Origin of the sequence: Moorena sp. SIO4A1 (genome assembly GCF_010672065.1) — a bacterium.
In the GTDB taxonomy this organism is placed as follows: domain Bacteria; phylum Cyanobacteriota; class Cyanobacteriia; order Cyanobacteriales; family Coleofasciculaceae; genus Moorena.
On sequence record NZ_JAAHHX010000008.1, the window covers coordinates 166,504 to 190,731 of the forward strand.

A 24,228-nucleotide genomic window follows, 5' to 3' on the forward strand; every position below is an offset into this window, starting at 1 on the left:
GTATAGTGCAGTTCTCAATTGTGTGAGGTACTTTGCTCCTGGGTTGATGGAAGTCGGGAGTCGGGAGTTGGGAGTCGGGAGTCGGGAGTCGGGAAAAAATTCTGTGTCGCTCATTACTATGATAACCTGAAAAGGCTTGAAAACCCTATATTATCATGGTTTCATGCCTCGAAAATTTGAGTCTTTAATCAGACTACTATGAAATAGTTAAATTGGTGCTACGTTTCCAAAGATTTTAGATTTCCTGATCTGAATTTGTCTGTCCCGACAATTAATCTGATCTGTAGCATACTTTTTTCTATTTCCTATAACTAGCCAGTAAGTATTCAGCTAATGCGCGTAGCGCATTAGCTGATAGCTGATAGCTGACGGATGAATGCTTACCTAGCGAGTCCAAACACTACCACCGAAGCCACCTGTTCTCCGAACTGCTGTTAGCCTGCGGTTTGAATCGATTCTGACTACCATTTCGCCAGAGCTGCGAGTCCGACCCCTAGGTACATCTGCCCAGTTACCAGCAACTTCATTCTTACCAATGTAGCCATGGAAGACATTGCTGAAAGTTCGGCCATTATTAGAACTTTGACCATACCACCAGAGTTCATTACCTACTTGCCGAATATAGTAGGTGCCACCATCATTGGCTCGCCAGGTACCAGTCAGACTAATTGCAACCGCTTGAGCTACCAAGTCCGGTGAGGATGTTTGGTCAAAGCTACTTTTCTGTTCTAGTTCAGGGACTGTGGCGGAGTTGCGATTAGCCCCATTGCCAAGAAAGTCTGGGATTTTTGCCAAGGTGGGATTTACCAGACTCATAGCAAAAACTGCACCACTGATACAAAGAGTTGCCGTACTTAGTTTAAAATTCATAATCACCTCTTTGAAACACTAGTGGAAGGAATCAAGGTCTCAAACTTTTCCCTCCAATTACTTATCAGGGTGAGTTTTATCGTTTACTCATGGGGTAGGGATTTTGTAATTTTTCTTAACAAAAGGAACAGGGATTAGGGAGTAGGGAGTAGGGAGTAGGGAGTAGGGCAAAGGGAACTTAGGATCAAAAATTCTCAGAATTCCTACACGGATCCCTATTTAATCAGTCCCGTAACGCACCACCGGGTCAAACAGCTTTAATGAGATGCACCCAATCCTCTGAGCTCTTTGCTACTGTTCCCTGTTCCCTATTCCCTATTCCCTTGTTCTATCAACCCTGCAACTTCTGACCAGTCCTAAGAATCTGTCCAGCTAAGACAGCAGCACCAAAGCCATTATCAATATTAACTACTCCTATCCCTGGTGCGCAAGAATTCAACATGGTTAACAGGGGTGCCATACCACCAAAACTGGCTCCATAGCCGACACTAGTAGGAACGGCAATCACTGGACAATCGGCCATGCCAGCTACCACACTGGGTAATGCTCCTTCCATTCCAGCTACGACAATTAAGACATCGGCCTCGACAATCACCTGTCGATTATTCAGCAAGCGGTGGATACCAGCTACCCCCACATCCCAAAGGCGCTTGACCTGAAACCCACATAATTCAGCGGTTATTGCGGCTTCCTGAGCTACTGGTAAATCCGATGTGCCTGCAGAAATTAGACTAATGATACCGGCATACTTAGGTTCGAGCTGGGATGGTGCGATCGCACAAATCCGAGCTGTGGAATAATACTGTAACTCTGGGACTTTTGACTCTAGCTCCGTTGCCACCTCTGGTGTAATCCGTGTGGCCATTACTACCGGATTCCGCTGGCGCATTACTGCCATAATCTGAGCAATTTGGTCAGGGGTTTTGCCCTCTCCCCAAATTACCTCAGGAAATCCTGTTCTTAAGGTGCGGTGGTGGTCAATTTTGGCAAAATCACCCACTTCTTCGTAGGTAAAATCCTTCAGTTTATCTAAAGCAACAGTTGGGCTAAGGTCACCAGCCGCAACCGCTTCCAGTAGAGATTTTAATGCTTCGGGTTGAGTCATTTTCTTTTTTAAGGGAACAGGGAATAGGGAATAGGGAGTAGGGAGTAGGGAGTAGGGAATCGGGAATCGGGAATCGGGAATCGGGAATCGGGAATCGGGAATCGGGAATCGGGAATCGGGAATCGGGAATCGGGAATCGGGAAGAAGTTTTAATGGTTTAATGTTTCAAATTTAAGGTTTAATGTTTAGCTACGATTTATAGCAATTCTCTTTTCCATGAGGTGCAAATGGATCCCCCTAAATCCCCCTTAATAAGGGGGACTTTGAGGTTTATAGTTTTACCTTATACATGCAATAAACGCTATATAGTATTTCTAAATATATCATGAATTCTAATCCTTATTGATCATAACATCAAAAACTCCTCGTATTTCTTTTCTACTGTTCCCTGTTCCCTGTTCCCTGTTCCCTGTTCCCTGTTCCCCGTTCCCTATTCCCTGTTCCCTGTTCCCTATTCCCTGTTCCCTGTTCCCTATCTCCCCATTCATTCTGAAATTTTCAGTTCATCAATATTCCAGAATGCGCCTCCTAGAGCGGAATATTCAATGCCTTCTATGGAGTTACGAACTGCGTTCATGGAGAGAGGATTAATCAGATAAATATAAGGCAAGTTTTCTAAATTAATCCGTTGGGCTTTTTGATAAATCTTTTTGCGATTGTTTTCATCTAATTCTTGAGCGCCTTGGATATAAAGGTCACTTATTTTTTGCTCCCAATCGGCGATTTTACGACCTTGAATGGGGGATTGACCAGGGGACGGTTTTTGATTAAAGCTGTGCAATAGCCCATCCACAGACCAGACATTAGAACTATTATTGGGTTCAAAGCCACCGCCACTAAAACCAAGCAGATGGCATTCCCAATCTAAGCTATTGCTGAGTTTGTCTACTAGGGTATTGAAGGCAATGGGAGTAAAATCCACTTGAATGCCAATTTTACTGAGGTCTTGCTTAATCTGTGCTCCCATGGCTTCTCGCAGCTTATTCCCAGCATTAGTCATTAAGGTGAAACGGACTCGATTTCCTTGGCTATCGAGCAGTTCCCCTTCGTCATTGTAGTTAAAGCCCGCCTTTAACAGTAATTTTTTGGCTTTTTCGGGATTATAGTCATACACTGGTAACCCCTGTTCTGGTGACAGATAATAGGGGCTTTGCACGGGTATATTAGAATATTGCGGCGCACCTAACCCCCGATACAAATTATTCAGCATGCTTTGCCGGTCTATGCCATAGGCAACAGCTTGTCTAAATTCGAGGGTATTAAACCAACGGGACTTAATCGGGTCTACTAAAGGCTGTCCATCCCGGCTACCAGTATTGAGATTGAAGGAGATAAAACTGGAACTGAGGGTAGGACCACCGATGTGGATGGTAAAGTTACCCTTTTTTTCCTCTTGCTTGAGCAGGGAATAGAATTGAGCGGATACACCAAGAGAATCTAATCCGCCGGAACGAAACTGAAGAAAGGATGAATCCGTTGATTCTACAATTTCCCAGATCACCCGCTCAATATAAGGTTGCTGGTTTCCCTGTTCATCTTTTTTCCAGTAGTAGGGATTACGGTCGTAAACCACCCGCTGACTGGTGCGGTAGAGTTTAAGTTTGTAAGGACCGTTGACAATAATATCTTCTGGGTCTGTATCTACTCCCCACATGGTCAAAAACGTAGGATTCCCTTCTGAATCTTTGGTTTTTACCGATTCTTTGAGCACATGAGCGGGTAAGATTGGTAAGCCAGTACTGCGGAGAAAGGGAGCAAAGGGTTCAGGGACAGAAAATTCCACCCGACGCTGGTCTATCTTCCTGACCTTTGGTAACGCTCGACTCTTGCCAACCCGGAGGATATCTCTAGAATCAGTGGGAATTTCTGGGTTGAGGTAGATGTCATTGTAGGTAAAGACCACATCATCAGTGGTTAAAGGCTCACCATCGGACCACTTTAGCCCCTCCCTCAAGGTAAATAGGATTTTAAGTTTATCCTCGGAAATCTGCCAGGATTCCGCTAAACCCGGGATTATTTCCCCGGTGATGCCATCAGTGTCTACTAAACCCTGAAAGGTAAGACCAAAAATATTGATAGCACTTTGGTTGAGGGCATAGTTAAAGGTATTTATGTCACTGAGAATACTCTGGACTATGTGGGGAACGTCAGCTGCCTTGGTTTCAAATTGGCTGATGCTACAGCCAGGCAGTGCGATCGCAAAACTCACAGCCAGGAAAATTCCTAGACAACGATACCACAGAAGCACAAGAGATTTAGCAGAGGTCATATAAGAAAGGGAGTAGGGAGTAGGGAGTAGGGGGTAGGGAATCGGGAGTGGGGAATCGGGAGTCGGGAGTCGGGAAAATAGTTAGTTGTTTACTAGCATACCAAGTGGCGTAGGGTGGGTTAGGGGCGGGCTTGCCCTGATCATCCCCCTCTTCGGGCTAGCGTGCGATCGCATTTTGCTGAGATCTGGCACCAGTACAAAAAAACTTACAGCCGTTTTCACCTCATCCCTCTGTTCAGATCAGAAAAATACCATAACACAAGTACCCTCATGGGTACTATCAAAATTCGATTTATTGTTTATAATAAAACCCACACTTTTAATAACAGGAGTAACCCACCAAAAGCCTTGATTCCTAAACAGCTGATAGCTGAATGGTTACCTTATAGGAGCTAACTGCTACTGTGATTCCGTAAGCATTCAGCGGTCAGTGTTCAGCGGTCAGCTGACGTAACAGAGATTAAACCAATGCGTACCTGTTTTATTCAAAAGCACCTCAAGTAGCGCATTAGCTGAGAGCTGAGAGCTGATAGCTGAGAGCTGATAGCTGATAGCTGAATGGTTACGTGATTCCAGTCACCAAACCATTAAGGTTAGTGTCACAAACTAAGTACATACATCACTGTAGTGTTATAGTAGTTTTATAACTATTACAAAATTTTACCTACAAAGTCATAGAGACCTATAGGGTTCACAAGTTTTGCCCCAAACGTTCACAAGTTATCGATATTAGGTAATCAATGGGTGCATTTTGTGACGACTTTGAACCAATAAAGGGGAGCATTGAAGCCCGAAATAATTCTTTGATTAATTAATTAGGACTTACCCATTGCCCCCTAAATCCCCCAAACTTGGGGGACTTTCGTGACTTTGTCCCCCCCAGATTTGGGCAGGGCTGTTTCATTCTCGCAAAAAAGAGATGGGGAGATGGGGAGATGGGGAGATGGGGAGAATTTTGGACTAATACTCGGGATTTTGGGCAAATTTATCGTTCCCTTACACCAAGGCCGTTAACAAATTGTTAGTGATTTGAGTTGATTGAAGGCGGTTAATTCGTCAGATTTTAATGACTAAATTTGGGCATTTTTCGGTAAATTTTAGTTTATTTCCCTATCCCCCTATCCCCCTATCCCCCTATCTCCAATAATCGTTAACTTACTAAAGTTTGAAACAGCCCTGCCCAGATTTGGGGGGTTAGGGGGGCAAAAGCAACTAAACTTTGTGAGTCCTATTAATGCAAATTGAAAATTGAATATGGAAGCCAAGATGATGCAAAATCCTTTTACCTACGGTCAGCCAGTTTCCCTAGAGCGTTTTGTGGGACGACGATCAGAAATTCAGGCGGCCTTTGATCAAATCTATAACCGTAGTAACCTAGCCCTTTGGGGAGGGCCAGCCATGGGCAAGACCTCTTTCCTGGAACTCCTGGCTTCCCCCCAAGTTTGGCAACACTATGGACAAGACCCATCCCAGGCTGTGATCGTGCTCCTGAGTTGCCAGAGTATCCAACCCTTTACAGCTCCAAGGTTTTGGAAAGAAGTCTTTAATCTGCTCCAAGAGGAATTACACAGTGAGCCAGACCTCCAGGAACAGATCCAGACATTGCTGGACCAGGGAAAAGCAACCAGCAGGGGCATGCGCCAAGTATTAAAGCAGCTTGGCAAACGCCACAAATTCTTACTGTTGCTAGTGGATGACTATGATTGGGCACTGCTGGAAAACCAGCACTATAGTCATGCTGACATGGAAACCTTTGTCACGGAGTGTCGCAGTATTGCCTATCACTCTCGGGAGAGGAAATATCTATCCATGATTGTGGCCTCACTCCGGCGTCTCAGTGAACTTGGTCCTGCTCTCAATCCCCATAGTTCTCCCTGGTACAACCATTATCTGTTCCAATCCCTGAAGCCATTGACTGACTCTGACATTGATCAATTAATGGCTGGTATTCCAATTACCCCAACCTTACGGGGGCTGATCCGAGAGATTGCTGGTGGACATCCGGCTCTGCTCCAGATTGCTGGTTCTTTGCTTTATCGAGAGCTAAAAACTGGCAAAATCCCTGATGCCCAAGCCTTTACTCGGGACTTTGAAGCTACTACCCTATCGATTTTTGAAACGATTTGGAAAAGGTGCAGCGAGGTTGAGCAAGCTTTATTGATGTTGATAGCCTTATTTAAGTTAAACGGTCGTCTCCATCATAACAAGCACTTTGACTTAAAAGGTATTGACGTAATCTTTAGCCAACACCAGCGAGAGTTAACTAACCTCGTCGAACAAGGGGTGATTACTAACCGAAAAGAACCAGGAGTGATGATCTGCCATCAAGACTTATTATTTACCTCATCCATTATGGAACGGTGGGTGATTCAGGAACTTTGGCAGACTAATAATCCGTTACTAGAAGATAGGCAAAAAGTCTTTCTCAATCTACTCAGCCATAGTCAAGCTCATCAAGTCACCGAGGCGATTAAGTGGATATCGCAACATCAAGACAAAATCAAGACTGCTTTGGCATGGGTGAGTAAGGTGTTAGCTGCATTTTCTTGACGTGAAAGGGCAGCTAACCTTGAGTGTTTTGGAGAAACGTTAAACAAATCATAAATAGTCCGCGAATGGTTAATAACTGCCGTAATCATCCTAATCCTTATATTATCGGGAGTGTAATCGATGATCCAGACAAGTTTTTTGGACGGGAGAGTCTGTTTCAGTTTATCGAAGACAACCTCAGGCAGAGGGTAAAGGTAATCTTACTCCATGGTCAACGACGAATTGGCAAGTCATCGATCTTGGCACAAATTCCCAAGAAAGTTGCTACGGATCAGTTTTTCTTTGTTAACTCCGATTTACACAGCTCTATTCACAAACCCTTGAGTCTTCTTATCCATGAATTGGCTCAAGATATTTGTGAGCACTTAGTTGATGACTTTGATCTAGAGCAAGATTATATTACCCCGCCCTCGGAACAAGAGTTAGACAAGGATCCAACTATTTTTTTTGAACAATTTTTGCCGAAAGTTTATTGGGTATTAAAAAGTAAAAATTTGGTAGTTCTGCTGGATGAATTTGATGTTTTAACAAACCCAAAGTCTCGCTCAGAATACCGATTTTTTCCCTATTTAGCTGACTTGATTAAACGGCACCATCAATTATTTATGATTGCCGTAATGGGGCGGAATCTCGATGATTTGCCCACTCTACTCCAGGTGTTTGGGAGTCCACCCTACCAAGAAATTGGTTTTCTCGATGAGTTCAGTGCTAGACGACTAATTACTAAACCAGCTCAGGGTGTGGTAACCTATGAAATCAATGCCATTAACGAAATTTACAAACTCTCCGCTGGGCATCCCTATTTTACCCAAGTCCTATGCTCTACTCTGTTCTCGAGGGCTAGGGAAAACCAAAACAGGAGGATTTATAGCGCAGATGTGGAGCTTATAGTTAAGCAGGCTATTGAAAAAGCTGAAGCGGGATTGGCGTGGTTGTGGGATGGGTTACCGATCCCAGAGCAAGTGGTATTTTCAGCGGTGGCAGAGGCTCAAAAAATAGCTATCTCACAACACCAGACGGTGCCAGAACACCCATTATCCTTCCTCAAGCGCTATGGTGTGATCCAGACCAAGTCCCTGTATGAAGCAGCCAAACGACTTCAACGCTACGGTTTCGTCGATGACACAGAACGTAGAGTAAAGGTGCGATTAGTCCAGCACTGGTTGGTTCAGTATCACCCACTACGGCAAGAGATACTAGCACTGCAGACTCTAGACCAAGACCGAACTAATCCGATCTATCAACTAGCCACTGCACGGTATCAACAAGGGCAAATTCAGAAAGCACTAGTGCTCTATGAAGAGGTTTTGCAAATGAATCCCAATCATTTTAGGGCTCTGTTGGCTCTAGCTCACGGCTATCTCCAGGTCAAAAATTTCAGCAAAGCCGTAGAAGTATATACAAGAGTTTATAAAGTTAAGCCAGTACAAAGCAAAGAATGGTTTTTGCGATCGCTACTAAATTATGGAGATCAGTTGATCGACCAACAAGCATTTACAAAAGCCAAGAGGCCTTTTCAGCAAATGCTGCACATTGAGCCTGATAAAAGATTAGCAAGGCAGAGGCTAGAACATATTGAAGCTAAAATCGCAGCTCTTAGTAATCCACCTATCACTCCAGTTGATAATAATCCAAATCATACTGGGTTAGGCATTGGAAAACTAGCAGCAGCTTTAGCCATAGCCATGATTACCTTGGTTGGTGTGGGATATAAGGTAGCAACTCCCTGTCCAACCGGTGCCCAGAAAGTCTTCGGGATTAGATGCATCGCTACTCCTATTAGTCGAGGTGAGCACAGCTTATTTCCTACAATTGACAACACGGAAAAAATTGACCTTGCTACTGAAGCATTCCAAAACGCAAACTATTCCGAAGCAGCTAAGTTGTTTAAGGAAGCTTGGCAGGCTAATCGAAATGATCCAGAATTGTTGATTTACTACAACAATGCCCGCGCTCGTCAACAAGGGTTTGATCCATTCACTATCGCTGTGGTAGTGCCCATCGACCAGTCCAAAGATAGGGCAAAAGAAATATTGCGGGGGGTAGCCCAAGCTCAAGATCAGTTTAATAATTCAGGGGGATTAAATGGTCGATTCCTGGAAATTGCGATCGCTAACGATGGCAACAAAGAAGCCAAAGCCACAGAAATAGCTCAGGCTTTGGTTAAAGACAACTCGATCCTGGGGGTAATTGGACATAACTCTAGTGATGCCACTAAGGCTGCACTACCCGTATATGACCAAGCTGGTTTAGCCATAATTTCCCCCACCAGCACCGGTACTGATTTAACCAGTCTTGATAAAAAGAACAACGTGTTCTTTAGGACAGCTCCTTCTAATCCAGCACTTGCCAGAACACTGGCTCAACATGTCAAAACTCAACCTGGCTTAGACAAGGTGGTAATTTTTTATGATTCTAACAGTGACTATAGTAAGGATCTCAAAGAAAAGTTTGAAACCCACTTTGAAGAGCCAGGGCATAAGGTGGTTCAGGAGATTGAACTAGACGATTCCAACCTGAATATAACTGAAAAACTCAGGAGCCTCTCTCAAGATCAAGTCAAGGCCGCCATCTTATTTCCGAGGGTAGAATCCATTCATACAGCTGTGAAAATTGCTAAAGACAACGCTAACCTAATCCCTAACTCCAACAACCGAGGTCAGCAAAGGCTGAAGTTGTTCGGTGGAGATACATTATATTATGATGAAACCTTGAAACAGGGTGGGCAAGCTTTTGAAGGGTTGACTCTGGTAGTACCCTGGTTTAGGGAAGCACCACAGGCAAAAAACTTTTCTACAGCAGCTAAGGAACTATGGCCAGGGGGTGTTAGCTGGTCTACTGCCATGAGCTTCGATGCTACTCAAGCCTTTATTCAGGCTTTGTTCAAGGACGCCGACCGAGAGATAGTTCTCAACAGACTCCGCTTTATTAATCTTGTACCCAGTGATACCTCCGAGTTCCGTTTGCAGTTTACTGACCAAGGGGAGCGTGAGAGTGAACCTGTCCTGGTGGAAGTGGTTGAGGGTAAATTTAAATTCGTGCCAGAGCAAGACCAAGAGGGGATTGAAAAGTCACCGTAATCATCAAGCCTGGGGCAATACCACCTAAGTCCCTTTCACCAATACTGACTAAAAATACTAACTAAAATTTTAGATTTATAACCTGGGGAGGAAATATAAGGATTCTAAACATCATCCTAGGGAGTTGTCTATAAAACCAGTTATACAAAACCTCAATAATTGGATAGTATAGAGTGTGTAGTAAGTAAAAACAAGCTAACTAAAGCAGTAAACCTTATATCTCTATCTCTATCGGAGATGACAAAAAATGATTTCAACAGTTGCTAGAAATCCCTATGTAATTGGTCGTCCAATTGATGATAATGACCAGGAATTATTTGTGGGAAGACGAAACTTATTCCGGTTTATCGAGGATAACCTCAGGAATAAAGCCAAGGTGATGATAGTGTACGGTCAACGGCGGATTGGTAAGTCTTCTTTCCTTAATCATATTCCTAAATCGGTTAACTTAGATAACTTTGCCTTTGTGCCCTTTGATCTGCAATCCTACAGTCACAAATCTCTTGGTGAGGTCTTAGAGGAACTGGCCATAGAAATCCTAGAGAGCTTGGCACTAGACTCCCCTGACATCCCCTTGCCTGACCGTACCGCCCTAGCCACCGATACCTCGCTTTTTTATAAGCAGTTTTTGCCCCAAGTTTTTCAAAGCTTGGGTAACCAAAATATAGCATTATTGCTGGATGAATTCGAGACTTTAAATGCCCCAGATAATACCAAAGATAATCACCTATTATACCAGCATTTATTTCCTTACTTAAAATCCCTAGTTGCTCGACAGGATAATTTATATCTGATTCTTTGTGTCGAACAGCAATCCAAAGATTTACCGAATTTACTCCAGATATTCAAGGATGCCCCAACCCAAGAAATTGGCTTACTTGATCAACAAACTACCCAGGAGCTAATTACCAAACCAGCAGCAGGGTTATTGACCTACGAAACTGCTGCTATCGAAGCTATTTACAATTTATCAGCTGGGCATCCCTATTTTACCCAAGTCCTATGCTTTGCTATTTTTAGCAGAGCTAGGGAGCTAGAGCAGTGGCAAATCACCCCAGAAGATGTGGAAAACAGTGTAGACCAAGCCCTAGAAAATGCTAGTGCTGGTTTGGCAGGGATTAGAGCCGGATTATCTATTCCAGAGCGAGTAGTATTATCCGCCTTTGCCGAGGCGGATAATACCGTTAACAATAGTTATAAAAATAGTTCAGATGGGCCATTACAGCCGTTTTCAGATGAATTGACCTCACTACCAACTGCAAGCCCCCTAAATCCCCCAATTCTGGGGGACTTTAACTCAGAAACCCCCCAAAGTTGGGGGGCTAAATTAGATCCCCCCCAGCCCCCCGCGCGGAAGGGGGAGCCATACTCAAAGTCCCCCTTAATAAGGGGGGAGCCATACTCAAAGTCCCCCTTATTAAGGGGGGAGCCATACTCAAAGTCCCCCTTATTAAGGGGGGAGCCATACTCAAAGTCCCCCTTAATAAGGGGGGAGCCATACTCAAAGTCCCCCTTTTTTAAGGGGGATTTAGGGGGATCTCAGAGTTTGAAGACACGCCCTAGGGGGGCGAAACTTGCTGTAACTCTGCTGGAACACTACGGCGTTATTCAAACAAATTCCTTAATGGAAGCACTAGACCAACTAGCGAAACGGGGTTTCTTAGATAAAACCAAACAGAAGATAACCATTGAATTTATCCGGCGCTGGTTGATTAAACGTTACCCACTTCAGCAAGAAATCCTAGAACTAGAAAAACTAGGGCAAGAGCAAACTAATCCCATCTATCAACAAGCCACTACCCAGTATCAACAGGGGGAAATTACCAAAGCCCTAAGGCTATATGAACAGGTGTTGGAACTAAACCCTAATCATTTTAGTGCTGTCTTTGCCCTAGCTGAAGGATATCTAGATAGCGGAAAATTTTACAAAGCGGTTACCTATTACAAAAGAGCCTATAAAGTTGACCAAATCTGTAACAAAGATGGGTTGGTGCGATCGCTACTCAATTATGGCAATCAGTTAATCGAGCAACAAGAATTAAAAACAGCAAAAAAACAGTTCAAGCAAGTATTGGAAATTGAGCAAGACAATCTATTGGCACTAGAAAAACTACTGGAAATTGAATATTATCAAAAATTAGATAATTCTGAAAAATTAGATAAAAATACTGATAGCTCCGGGATGACTGGTGAGTTGAGATACGTCAGTAATTATCAGAACCTTAGTCAATGGAATTGGTTAGGTAAAATAGTAGCAGCTGTAGCAATTATTTCCCTAGTTGGTGTAGGATTTTATAACGTATCAAAGCCCTGTCCAACCGGTGCCCAAAAAGTCTTTGGGATTAGATGCGTCGTTACTACTATTAGTCGAGGTGAGCACAGCTTATTTCCTAGAATTGACAACAAGGATAAATTTGACAAGAAAACATTTGACCGTGCTACTGAAGCATTCCAAAACCAAAACTATAACGCAGCCGCTCAGGGTTTTTCCCAAGCTTGGCAGGATAATCCCAATGATCCAGAATTCCTGATTTACTACAACAATGCCCGAGCGCGTCAACAGGGGTTGGAGCCATTCACTATCGCTGTGGTAGTGCCCATAGACCAGTCACAATCCACAGCAAAAGAAATATTGCGAGGGGTGGCCGAAGCCCAAGATCAGTTCAATAATTCAGAGGGATTAAATGGTCGATTCCTCGAAATTGCGATCGCTAACGATGGCAACGATCCAGCCCAAGCCAAAAAAATAGCTCAGGCTTTAGTTAAGGACAAGTCTATCCTGGGGGTAATTGGACATAACTCTAGTGATGCCACTAAAGCTGCAATCCCGGTCTATGACAAAGCTGGCTTAGGGATGATTTCCTCCACCAGCGCCAGTAGTGATTTAACCAGTCTTGATGTCAAGAAAAACGTGTTCTTTAGAACAGTTGCTTCTAATCAAGCACTTGGGAAAAAACTGGCTCAACATGTCAAAACTCAACCTGGCTTAGACCAGGTCGTAATTTTCTATGATGCTGAAAGTGCCTATAGCAAGAGTTTAAACAAAGATTTTCAAAGTGTGTTTGAAAATCTAGGGGGTAAGGTGGTTCGGGAGATTGACTTAAACAATCGCGACCTGAATATAACTGAAGAAGTAAAACGCAGTCTCTATCAAGATCAAGTCAAGGCCGCCATGTTATTCCCCAGCGTGGAATACATTAATACAGCTGTTAATATTGCTAAAGCCAACGCTAACCTGAACCCTAACCCCAACAACCAAGATCAGCAAGGGCTGAAGTTATTCGGTGGGGATACTTTAAATAATTATCAAACCTTGAAAGAGGGTGGGCAAGCGGTGGAAGGGTTGACTATAGCAGTCCCCTGGTTTAGGGAATCACGAGATGCCAGAAACTTTTCTACAGCAGCTAGGGAACTATGGAAAGGAGAGGTTAACTGGCGCACTGCCACTAGCTTCGATGCTACTCAAGCCTTTATTCAGGCTTTGTTTCAGGACGCCGATCGAGAGTTAGTTCTCGACAGACTCCGCAATATTAAGCTTTCACCTAATGAAACCTCTGGGTTACCGTTGCAGTTTAATAACCAAGGGGAGCGTGAGAGTGAACCTGTCCTGGTGGAAGTGGTTGACGGTAAATTTAAATTGAAATGAGTTCATGGGGCAATTAGCATCTGTTGCCTAGCAGCGGAGAAATATGTCAAACTATTAAGCGTGTGGATTACATCATCTCTAACTACTGCGTTAACACCAACCGCTGTTGCCCTTGGAAACTTTGACGGCGTCCATTTAGGGCATCAGCAAGTTATTGCTCCCATTTTGCCAAAGCCAGTTACTGCTCAAGCTCAAGCCCTGACATCATCCCATCTTGAGCAAATTAGTAACCCGGAAACCAGTAGCCCGAATCTAGACCCAAATCTAGAACTAATCTATCCCACCGTAGCCACCTTCAATCCCCACCCCCGAGAATTCTTTTCCGGTCAAGCCTGGAAGCTGCTGACACCACCAACGGAAAAAGCCCAACAGTTAAGTGTTTTGGGTGTGCAACAGTTAGCCCTATTACCCTTCAACCGGGAGTTAGCTTCCCTGAGTCCCCAGGAATTCGTGGAAAAAATTTTAGTGGAGCAACTCCAAGCAAAGCAAGTCAGTGTCGGAGAGGATTTTTGCTTTGGCCATAAGCGAGCTGGCACCGCAACGGATTTGGATGCGATCGCCTCCGCCTACGGTATTACCGTGCATATCGTATCCTTGTACAAACGTCAAGAGCAACGGATCAGTAGTTCCAGCATTCGCCAATCCTTAGCCGAAGGGGATATCGACAAAGCCAACCGATTCCTAGGACGGCCATACACCCTAATCGGAAGAGTAGAGAAAGGTCAACAACTTGGTAGAACCATTGGATTTCCCACCGCTAACCTCCACTTACCCCCAGACAAATTTTTCCCCAAGCTCGGGGTTTACTGCGTCGAAGTCTCCCATACCCCTGAACCCTCTCACCGAGACACCAATTTATCTTCCCATCCTGGTGTCATGAATATTGGTATGCGCCCCACCGTCAAAGGCACCAGTTTAACCGTCGAAGTTCATCTATTCGATTGGTCCGGAGACTTATATGGCCAAACCCTAACCGTAAGCCTCCAGAAATTTATCCGCCCCGAACAAAAATTCTCCTCCCTAGACCAGCTCAAAGCCCAAATTCATACAGACTGTCAAGCAGCTAGGGATTTTTTTAGGGGAATGTAGAATTAAGAATTAAGAATTAAGAATTAAGAATTAAGAATCACATCAATAGCTGGCTCTTGTTCCCCCCTTATTAAGGGGGGTTAGGGGGGATCACCCACTAGGGAGTTAGGGGAGGCTCACTGATTCTTGATTAGAATTCTGTAGTTGCTCAACCGACTTGGTGATGCGATCGCTTCTGTATTGGTGATGCGATCGCGCTTTCCTTTCCTTTATGCGATCGCGCTTTCCTTTCCTTTATGCGATCGCGCTTTCCTTTCCTTTATGCGATCGCGCTTTCGTTTATGCGATCGCTTCTGTATTAGTTATGCGATCGCTTCTGTATTGGTGATGCGATCGCGCTTTTGTTTATGCGATCGCGCTTTCCTTTCGTTTATGCGATCGCTAATCCCGCAGCAAAACCCCAAGACCAAATCAGTTTGACTGGTGGTGCGTTACGGTGCGGACTATCCCAACACTGGTTACGAGGAGGTTGAACATGCTGGCAAGCCCGCCCCTAACGCACCCTACCCGATTCCCGATTCCCGATTCCCTACTCCCTACACCCTGCTCCCACAAAAATTTACAAAACTTTTCAAAATATGCTATAATTAAATAATTTTTGTGCTATCATAAAAATGGAGATAAAAAAGTAAGAGCCAGCCCGAAGATGTTCACGCCGAAGGCTGGCTCTGGCTCCCCTTTAAAGGAGATACCTCAATTATGTCTTATCGTCCCAGCTTACACCCGTGGGTGGTGATTCGCCTATTGCGAGGCAGGCCACCATTAGTTTTCGCTCGGTTCTGCAGCCCTTCTGATGCTAGGAGCTATTCCCAAGCCATGAAACATCTCATGCCTGATGGGAAGTTTTTAATTTTTCTTGATATAAGTCTACCCATGGAGGAAGAGGAATAGGGAGTGTGGGAAGATGGGGAGTCATATCAGTAACTGGCTTGTTCTTGTGCCCCCCTTAATCTTGTTCTTGTTCCCCCCTTATCAAGGGGGGTTAGGGGGGATCACCCACCTGATCAGGGTAGGTTTTTTACATTTGAATCGGTAATCGGGAGTTGGGGTAAGACACTTGACTGTACTTCCTGTACCTCATAACTATGAGAAACAGTATTAAAATCTTTCCCATCTCCCCACACTCTTGTGAATTACCATTTTCCCAAAAGCCTTGCTAGCTTATAGGAGATAGGGGGATGTTTGCCCTGCTCCGAAGTCCCTGTTCCCTGCTCCCTGCTCCCAGATCCGCTGTTCCCTAAAACCAAAGACTTTGTCCCTCACCCAATTGAACACTGCTATATGAGAGAAAGAATTGAAAAGCTCCAGGAAAATCTCGGTCGTGTGATTGTTGGTAAAGCAGATGCCATTCGTATAGTGATTGTGGCCTTATTGGCTGGGGGTCATGCCTTGCTCGAAGATATCCCTGGTGTGGGCAAGACACTGCTAGCGAAATCCCTAGCCCGTTCCATAGATGGCAAATTTCAACGTATTCAATGTACCCCTGACCTCTTACCTACCGATATCACCGGAACCAATATCTGGAATCAGCGCAGTGGTGAATTTGAATTTCTGCCAGGTCCAGTATTTACCCATGTCTTGCTAACCGATGAAATTAATCGAGCCACACCCCGGACCCAGTCAGCCTTATTAGAAGTAATGGAAGAGCAGCAGGTCACCGTAGATGGGCGATCGCGTCCTGTACCTCAGCCCTTTTTCGTGATTGCCACCCAAAATCCCGTGGAATATCAAGGTACCTTCCCCTTGCCAGAAGCCCAAATGGATCGATTCCTTTTATCCTTATCCCTAGGTTATCCCACAGAACAAGAAGAACTCCAGATGTTGCAACGCCATCTAGAAGGCATGATGGTTTCCGAGCTCACCCCCTGTATCACCACCGATGAAGTATTAGAATTACGGCATCTTTGTCACCAGGTGAAAGTAGAACGGTCACTACAAGAGTATATGCTCAATTTAGTCAGAGCATCCCGTTCCGCCGAAGATGTCACCTTAGGAGTCAGTCCTCGCGGTACCATTGCTTTACAACGGGCAACCCAGGCACTAGCCTTTGTCGAAGGTCGAGATTATGCCATTCCAGATGATATCAAGTTCCTGGCACCTTATGTACTGTCCCATCGTCTCATTACCTCGGGGGGGCGTCGTGCTCAGCCCATTGTTGAGCAATTGTTGCGCTCTGTACCAATTCCTTAAAGAGTGTTGTGTGTGAGGTATGTCCAAATTTTTGAAGTCAAGACACCCAAGGCGAAACCGTAGACGTTCAGCTTGGGTTCTATTATTATTGTTGATTTTTTGGAGTATTAGCATAGGATGGGGACTGGAGCGAGCCGTAGGATATACGATTGAGCCAGAAACAGTTAGTTCCACCCCGACCGAATTAATCGCATCAATGGACCCAGTGTCCAAGCGCTACAAATTAGGCAAAGAACTTTACCTAGAAAACTGTTCCCGTTGTCACATTGCTTTGCCACCAGAAGTATTGCCTACCGAAACCTGGCGTCGGTTATTGTTAGAGCCACAGGAACATTATGGTACCCAACTCCGAAGACTGCTTGGTCCAAGTTTATTGCTGACCTGGCAATACCTGCGAGATTTCTCCCGTCCCCATAACAAAGACGAAGAAGTACCTTATCGTATGACCCAATCCCGTTATTTCAAAGCCCTACATCCCCGAGTGAAAATCCCTCGACCCTTTGGGGTTAAAACCTGTGTTACCTGTCATCCCAGTGTCGCAAACTACGATTACCGCACCCTGACCCCAGAATGGCAGGATGCCCCTTAATCCGGTGATGGGGAGGTGGGGAGGTGGGAGGTGGGGAGATGGGGAGGTGGGGAGATGGGGAGATGGGGAGGTGGGGAGATAGGGAGATAGGGAGATAGGGAGATAGGGAATTATAGCACTTTCTAGTCTAATCAGATACACAAGATTTTTTCACTCTTCCCGATTCCCGATTCCCGATTCCCTACTCCCTACTCCCTACTCCCTACTCCCTGTTCCGGTGTGCTACAGGCTATAACATTGTGTTACAATTACTACAAAACCAATTTAACAATTCCTTTAGTATTTAGTGAATAGCAGTTCTATAGGATTAGTAAACAGTCAGAGTTCTTATCCAGAACGCAGAACACAGAACAAAGAAAAATCTACTCATCTCGATGACCTTGGCTCGAAAGGTTGAGATAACTGGCAAAAAGAATAACTGGTAAAAAGGAAGGTATTAAACCTATGAAATACACCTTTGAAATCTTAGGAGTATCTCCTGTCCTAGACTTTTTCAATCATCAACAGACGTTGAGTCAGAGAAAAGTTCCACCAAGGCTGAAATACTTAGGTACTTATCAGTGTACCCTTGATGCTTTAATTGAATCAGCTGAAACCCTTCCCTCCCAGGCAGATTGGAGCCTAGATCAAGCTGTAGACAGTGTGATTCAATTCTGGATGAATCACCCAGAAATAATCAGTTATTGGAAACAACGATTAAATGATGCTGGTAAGGATAATTTACTGGTGTCAAGGGTGTCAGATTTTGAATCATTAAAAACTGAGTTGGAATCTTTGCTAGGTAGTTAAAATTAGGTAGATAAAATTAGGTAAGCTATCAGCGTGTCGCGTATCAGCTATCAGCTAATGCGCTACGCCCACGCTACTTGAGGTGCTTTTTAAGAAAAGAGATAAGTATTCGTTTAATCTCTTTTACTTATGCTGATGTACTTTTATGTTGACTTTCAATTCTCATTAATCTCGAACTATTAAATTTTACCGTTTGCGCATTGCCCATTGCCCATAGGCGCACCCTGCACAGGGTTTATTTTAGCTGACGACCCCTGACCGATGTTCGCGCAGCGTGGGCGTAGCGCATATGCTTAACATTTTTCCAGCTATTGCGGCTCAGATTCTGCTGATGAAGCACCTATGTTACTTTTCAAACTATCTTCTAAATACTCTATCCTTTTGCGTTGATTCTCAATATTTCCTATTGTTTCATTATAATCCTGCTCTAACTCATTAATCCGTTTCCGTTGCCGAGCTAGTTTACGACTTTGGTTAATTAAAGTAGGTGTGGAGATTAATAAACCAGTTAAACAGCCCATAGATAGAGTTAAAAGAATTACTATAGATAAAGGTTCTTCTATAGTCCAAACTCCAAAGTTTACCGACACAATTTCTTTATTTTGAAGGGCGAATAATATCGCTGCTATAGCTAAGCCGATCACAAAGCCTGAAATCAAAAACAATAAGCGCATAGTCTCTACTCACTCCGTGGTAATCCTCTAGATCAGACTTGACTAAATCATGACTAAATTATTGTAAGCTAAAGATAGAAAAAATCACAGAGGGGTACACAAGCAGAATCTGAAGCTTAAGCAAAGACTCTAAGGAAAGACTATGGAAGCATAGTAGCTTTCTGTATTGTCCGATCAAGGATATATACTTCCCACAGACATAAACTCAGCTTTTGGTTTAACTGTTGAACGTAAGCTCTAAGCTCGAGGTGGTGAGGGGCTGAGGGTCTGATAGCTTACCTCTCAAAGCCTTCTGTGTCTTTTTCCGACCGCGATCGCCAGTTCTTAACTATTGGATACATGAACAGATGTCTTTATTATTTCTCCAAGCCAAACCGATCAAGCAGAGCCAGTTACTCAATCGTCTAGTATTAGAGCGTCAGACCACCGAAGAAATTGGTCATGTCGATCAACTCTTGTTGGACTATCAAGCTCATCGAGTTGTTGCCTTAAGGTGTAAGTCTGGATTACTTGGGACGAAAAAACGGTACTTTGCTTGGGGTCAAATAGAGAGTATTGGCACCGATAGTATTCTCGTCAACACTAGCAAACATCACAAAACTCAAGAGAACACCGAGTCTTGGGATTCCCTGATCGGACATGAAGTGTGGACAGATGCGGGTAACAAAATTGGTAAGCTAGTGGACTACTTGCTCAAACCCAAAAGCGGTACTGTAGTTAACTATCTCTTCTCCGACGTTGGCTGGCATGGGGTTATCGATGGTATGTATCTACTCCCACCAGTAGCAATTTCGAGTATTGGCAGCAAGCGGGTAATTGTACTGGATGCAGTTGCTCAAAATAGTAAACAGTATGGGGAAGGACTTAATCAAAAAATTGGTCAAGCTACAGACCTGATCAAGGAAGATTATCAAAAAACTGTCCAGGAATTTCAAGCTGTCAAGCAAAAAGCTCAACATATACCAGAACAGTTGAAAGATAAAGCCCAATCAGTCACTGAACAGTTGAAGGATAAAGCCAAAGCTACCACCGCACAGTTCAAAGATAAAGCTCAATCAGTCACTGAGCAGTTGAAAGACAGAGCCAATGCTACTACCGCACACTTAAAGGATAAAGCTCAATCAGTTACGAAGCAGTTGAAAGACAAAAAATAACTGGAGTATAATGATTTTTGATCAGGGGATAATTTCTGCCTATGGCTGTTAATTGGGAATTGGGAATTGGGAATTGGGAATTGGGAATTTTTCATTTTCCATTTTCCATTAACGTAAGTATTCAGCGGTCAGCGGTCAGCGGTCAGCCGTTGGCCTTGGCCACGTAGCTGAATGCTTACCTTTTGCCTTTTGCCTTTTGCCTTAAAAGGATAAGCTTTATCCCTCACCAAAATAATAATTTCTATAAGTATTTAACGGAACTATATATGATGGCTTAAAAATACCTTTTACCAACTATAGCGTTTCTCATAGCTATGAGGTACACATTATTTTTTCCCTCTTCCCTCTTCCCTCTTCCCATATCCGCTGCTCCCTGCTCCCTGCTCCCTGCTCCCTAAAACCCAGAGATTTGTACCTCATGGGTATAAGACTTGCTATATATTAGTCTTCGGAGCTTCGCATCTTATGGGGATTTGCGGTTAAATAAATCAATTTTTGTAAGTCATACTAACCACTAACGAAGCAATGGTAAAGATACCTTAATACGAGTACCTACACCTATTTCACTTTCCATAACTATTTCACCTTGATGGTGTTCCACATAACTTTTTACAATTGATAAGCCCAATCCAATTCCCCCTATGGAACCGATATTACTCCCGCGACTAAAGGAATTAAATAACTCACCTTGCTCCTGCTTAGGAATGCCAATACCTTCATCTGTAACTTCCAGTATTACTTGATTATTTTCACACTTAAGGTTAAGTTCGACTGTGCCTCCTTGAGGAGAATATTTAATAGCGTTAGAGAGGAGATTAGTTAGCATTTGTCGTAGCATCTTAGGATCTGATGTAAATTCCTTACAATCACCTTCATGGCTAAACAATATCTGGTGTTTATCTGTGGTTTTAGATTTGATTTCATCAACTAATTTAATACAAAATCCAACTAAGTATATAGGTTCTGGTTTGAAATTTAGTTGGTCAAATTCCGTCTTGTTAATAAATAGCACATCATCCACTAAACCAGTCAGGTGCTGAACCATGGATTGGATACGTCTACAATGTTTTACTTGCCGAGTCGGATCAATTTTATCACAGTACCGTTCCAGGATTGCTGCTGATGAATAAATCGTAGTTAATGGGGTGCGGTATTCATGGGAAATGCTAGAGATAATCCGAGATTTAAATTTGCTCAATTCTTTCTCTTTCACCAGTGATTGACGTAGTTTAACTTCCAAAACTTGGAGCTGAGCATTGGCTACTCTTAGTTCAACTGTGCGCTCTTTAACCCGACGTTCTAACTCATCATTCAGTTGCTTCTGAGCAATTTCTATTTCCTTGCGAGTGGTGATATCTCGCAGTGATGCCATATAGGCTTTTTTCCCTTCCCATTGAATTTCTACTAGCTGGATTTCGACAATAACAATTTTTCCATAGGAGGAGCAAATATCTAGTTCTGTAGTTTGGCCAACAACTAGGGAACTGCACCATATTTCTCCTTGGAGTATTTCCGCTTTACAGTTGATCAGGGATTCTGCTGCTGGATTAACAAATTGAATCACTCGATTGTGATCAATAATGACAACACCATCAGCATTTCTGGTAATCATGGTGCGAAATTGCTCTTCACTGGCTCGTAGGGCTTCAGTTTGTCGCTTCAGTGCTAACAGCAGTCGTTGCCGCTCAATGCCATAGCGCATCGCTCGTACCAATAGGTTCCGATCAAATTGTCCTTTAACTAAGTAATCCTGTGCTCCTTCTTGTAGCGCTTCTATGGCTAAATTCTCATCAGTCAGTCCACTCAGAATGATTATAGGCACTTCCGGAAACTGGGCATAAATTTCACAAAATGTCTCTAGGCCTTGCTGATCTGGTAAGAACAGGTCACAGAGTACGATATCAATATTTCCATGCTTTAGGCATTCGATACCTTGCTCTAAGGTCTCTACATGGGTGAGTGTTGCTGGAAAATGTTTGGCCTTTTTGAGTAATGCTTTAATGAGCTCAATATCCTGGATATCGTCCTCAATTAAGAGGATTCGGGTACAATCAGGATGCTCTGGTCTTTCTTTGGGCAGTTTATTCTGAAAATAAATAACTGAAGCAGGGACTGGTGCAGGGAAATTGCTTTGATCAGCTGAAGGAGAAGTGACTGGTAGGTATGTTGATGACATTGAAATACCGTTAACTAATCAACAAACATCTGTGAGATATGAATTAACTCTATTATGTTAATGTTGACTTAAAAAAAAACCTGTTTCCACCGTAATTTCACTAATCGTTATCTCCGTACTTATACGGATAATTTCCTAAAAAATTCACATAAAATCCGTATAATCCTTGAGATTAAGGGGATTAAAATACTAAAAAGTATACCGTCTGAGGGTCTTCGATGGATCATTTCGCCTCGAATGATAAAATTAATCTTAAATCTGAGGAGGCGTAATCGTAGTAAGATTTCAAGAATTAGGTTTATCCTTGAAGGCATTAGGCATGATCAGCTTAGGCTAAGGGCTGATCGTTTCTGACAAGTCGGACACGATATCAATTTTAGCTTTGTCCTCTACACTGGCAGCAACTGGTTCGGTTCTCAGTTGTGCTCAAGATCTGAGTTAAATAAGCATGTTTCAAACTACTCGCCGACGCCTTGCTCTGTGGTACACTACGGTCACGGCAGTCTTACTGTTATTATTTGCAACTGCTGTCTATCTTTATGTCCGCCACACCCTGATTGAACGGGTTGATGACACCCTCAAACATGTCGTAGAAGTGGTAGAGCGATCACTGGTGATTCAACCTGTGGACCATGGCGAGATGCCCTACCAATTTAACATTGAAGCCAGTTTTCGAGACAATAGTGATGGGGTAGAAGATGACCACATTGACCTGGAGTGGTTTAGTCCGAAGGGGGATTTGCTGTGGTCAACCTTCTCAGAACCCTTAACTATTCCCTTAAAGACCAACACCACTAGGGCAACAGTTCATTTATCAGCAGAGCATCTCCTGCGACAGTTAACCCAACTGGTGCAAATCGAGGATTATATCTTGGGTTATTTACGGGTTAGCCACCCATGGTTTGAAGTCACCAAACCCAGCCACCAACTGATATTTGATCTGACTCTAGGTACAGTGGTGATAATTATCTCTACTGGTGCTATTGGTTGGTTACTATCTGGTATGGCTATGGAACCAGTACGGGAGTCCTACCAACGGCTCAAACAATTCACTGCTGATGCTTCCCACGAACTCAGAAACCCGATTGCCACGATTCAGACTAATGTACAAGTTGCTCTGGGGGATCCCGATTTGGCATCTGAGCTGCAACGGCACCAACTCGAAGTGATAGAGCGATTAACCCAGCGCTTAGGAAAACTGGTCAATGACCTGCTGTTTTTGGCTCGTGCTGATAGCGGTATGGTAAAACCCCAGTGGCAATTAGTCCACCTAGATGCTTTGCTAATGGAAGTGATCGAGGAGCAACAACTGATTGCTACAGAAAAAGGGATTTCCCTGTACTTGATTGACATCCCCAATCCCGATCAGGTACAGGGGACAGAGGAGAAAGAGGGGGAGATGGAGGATGGTCAAGCATTTCGGCCAGCCTGCCCTAGTCAGGTGTTCCAAAATCCAACATTCGACGAAGATGCCTTTACCCTTGAGGGGGATTGGAATCAATTGGCACGTTTATTTACCAATCTAGTCAATAACGCTGTGCAATACACACCCGCTTCTACCAAAACTCCAGGGGAAGCATTTATTCAAGTGGAATTACAACAGTTAGAACCTCCCAGCAAACATAGGGCAAGAAACCTGCCATTCCTCACCGTTACTCCCTCATGGGGGGGAACCCCAAGACCGCGCTACCTCCTTCAAGTCAAGGTAACTGATTCCGGTCGAGGCATATCACCATCAGCATTACCTCACATTTTTGATCGCTTTTATCGAGCTGATCCAGCTAGACCTTATGATACAGCAAAAGGAGCTGGGCTAGGTTTAGCGATCGCTAAAACAATAGTTGAGAATCACCACGGTCAAATCGAAGTTAAAAGCACTCTCAACCAAGGGACAACGTTTACAGTTACAATACCCCTTTTTAGAAAAAGCAATATTGAAGGCCCTGTCGAAAGCGAGCAGGTATGAAAGCAAAAATATTTTGTCTTATCATATGTCGCGGTTTCGGTCAGGGGGAGTTTCGCGCTATAGTTTAAATCAAGCTCAACT

18 protein-coding genes are annotated in these 24,228 nt (G+C 43.7%); 13 read left to right on the forward strand and 5 right to left on the reverse strand.

Going from position 1 to position 24,228, the window contains the following annotated elements:
- Positions 1-384 precede the first annotated feature (384 nt).
- The 3 genes from F6K53_RS08965 to F6K53_RS08975 form a co-directional block, all read right to left on the reverse strand.
- The gene (locus F6K53_RS08965; RefSeq protein ID WP_293024516.1) at positions 385-870 is read right to left on the reverse strand and encodes a hypothetical protein; all 486 of its coding nucleotides are present in this window, start codon (positions 868-870) and stop codon (positions 385-387) included.
- A gap of 331 nt (positions 871-1,201) precedes the next feature.
- A complete protein-coding gene (gene larB, locus F6K53_RS08970) occupies positions 1,202-1,975 on the reverse strand; it encodes a nickel pincer cofactor biosynthesis protein LarB (RefSeq protein WP_293071791.1) in 774 nt (257 codons plus the stop codon).
- Between the two features lie 484 nt (positions 1,976-2,459).
- Positions 2,460-4,244, reverse strand: coding sequence for an ABC transporter substrate-binding protein (locus tag F6K53_RS08975; protein WP_293080390.1), 1,785 nt, complete (start codon positions 4,242-4,244; stop codon positions 2,460-2,462).
- Positions 4,245-5,510: 1,266 nt separating this feature from the next.
- On the opposite strand from F6K53_RS08975, the gene F6K53_RS08980 reads away from it, so the two are divergent.
- The 10 genes from F6K53_RS08980 to F6K53_RS09025 all read left to right on the forward strand — a co-directional run bounded on the left by F6K53_RS08980 (position 5,511) and on the right by F6K53_RS09025 (position 18,177).
- Complete coding sequence (locus F6K53_RS08980) at positions 5,511-6,794, forward strand: ATP-binding protein (protein ID WP_293024522.1); 1,284 nt, start codon at positions 5,511-5,513, stop codon at positions 6,792-6,794.
- Positions 6,795-6,859: 65 nt separating this feature from the next.
- Positions 6,860-9,874, forward strand: a complete 3,015-nt coding sequence (locus F6K53_RS08985; RefSeq protein WP_293080393.1) for an ABC transporter substrate-binding protein — start codon at positions 6,860-6,862, stop codon at positions 9,872-9,874.
- 247 nt (positions 9,875-10,121) lie between these two features.
- Entirely contained in the window at positions 10,122-13,520 is a 3,399-nt protein-coding gene (locus tag F6K53_RS08990; RefSeq protein WP_293080396.1) for an ABC transporter substrate-binding protein, read from the forward strand.
- A 60-nt stretch (positions 13,521-13,580) separates the two neighbouring features.
- Complete coding sequence (locus F6K53_RS08995; protein WP_293080399.1) at positions 13,581-14,609, forward strand: bifunctional riboflavin kinase/FAD synthetase; 1,029 nt, start codon at positions 13,581-13,583, stop codon at positions 14,607-14,609.
- A 144-nt stretch (positions 14,610-14,753) separates the two neighbouring features.
- The gene (locus F6K53_RS09000) at positions 14,754-15,029 is read left to right on the forward strand and encodes a hypothetical protein (RefSeq protein ID WP_293080402.1); all 276 of its coding nucleotides are present in this window, start codon (positions 14,754-14,756) and stop codon (positions 15,027-15,029) included.
- Positions 15,030-15,035: 6 nt separating this feature from the next.
- Positions 15,036-15,200 carry a hypothetical protein gene (locus F6K53_RS09005; protein WP_293080405.1) on the forward strand — a complete coding sequence of 55 codons (165 nt, stop codon included), beginning with the start codon at positions 15,036-15,038 and terminating at the stop codon, positions 15,198-15,200.
- A gap of 108 nt (positions 15,201-15,308) precedes the next feature.
- Positions 15,309-15,500, forward strand: a complete 192-nt coding sequence (locus tag F6K53_RS09010) for a hypothetical protein (RefSeq protein WP_293080407.1) — start codon at positions 15,309-15,311, stop codon at positions 15,498-15,500.
- Positions 15,501-15,890: 390 nt separating this feature from the next.
- The gene (locus tag F6K53_RS09015; RefSeq protein ID WP_293080434.1) at positions 15,891-16,799 is read left to right on the forward strand and encodes a MoxR family ATPase; all 909 of its coding nucleotides are present in this window, start codon (positions 15,891-15,893) and stop codon (positions 16,797-16,799) included.
- A 19-nt stretch (positions 16,800-16,818) separates the two neighbouring features.
- On the forward strand, positions 16,819-17,388 hold the full coding sequence (locus F6K53_RS09020; RefSeq protein ID WP_293043221.1) for a cytochrome C: 570 nt from the start codon (positions 16,819-16,821) through the stop codon (positions 17,386-17,388).
- Positions 17,389-17,832: 444 nt separating this feature from the next.
- Positions 17,833-18,177: a hypothetical protein gene (locus F6K53_RS09025; RefSeq protein ID WP_293043224.1), complete on the forward strand. Its 345-nt coding sequence runs from the start codon at positions 17,833-17,835 to the stop codon at positions 18,175-18,177.
- A gap of 308 nt (positions 18,178-18,485) precedes the next feature.
- Here F6K53_RS09025 and F6K53_RS09030 read toward each other — a convergent pair whose 3' ends face one another.
- Entirely contained in the window at positions 18,486-18,851 is a 366-nt protein-coding gene (locus F6K53_RS09030) for a LapA family protein (RefSeq protein ID WP_293080410.1), read from the reverse strand.
- Between the two features lie 347 nt (positions 18,852-19,198).
- Here F6K53_RS09030 and F6K53_RS09035 point away from each other — a divergent pair, with 347 nt between their 5' ends.
- On the forward strand, positions 19,199-20,005 hold the full coding sequence (locus tag F6K53_RS09035) for a PRC-barrel domain-containing protein (protein ID WP_293080413.1): 807 nt from the start codon (positions 19,199-19,201) through the stop codon (positions 20,003-20,005).
- Positions 20,006-20,046: 41 nt separating this feature from the next.
- The gene (locus F6K53_RS09040; RefSeq protein WP_293043232.1) at positions 20,047-20,172 is read left to right on the forward strand and encodes a hypothetical protein; all 126 of its coding nucleotides are present in this window, start codon (positions 20,047-20,049) and stop codon (positions 20,170-20,172) included.
- 347 nt (positions 20,173-20,519) lie between these two features.
- On the opposite strand, the gene F6K53_RS09045 is transcribed toward F6K53_RS09040, so the two are convergent.
- Positions 20,520-22,181 carry an ATP-binding protein gene (locus F6K53_RS09045; RefSeq protein ID WP_293024538.1) on the reverse strand — a complete coding sequence of 554 codons (1,662 nt, stop codon included), beginning with the start codon at positions 22,179-22,181 and terminating at the stop codon, positions 20,520-20,522.
- 448 nt (positions 22,182-22,629) lie between these two features.
- Here F6K53_RS09045 and F6K53_RS09050 point away from each other — a divergent pair, with 448 nt between their 5' ends.
- On the forward strand, positions 22,630-24,147 hold the full coding sequence (locus tag F6K53_RS09050) for an ATP-binding protein (protein ID WP_293024540.1): 1,518 nt from the start codon (positions 22,630-22,632) through the stop codon (positions 24,145-24,147).
- Positions 24,148-24,228: the final 81 nt, after the last annotated feature.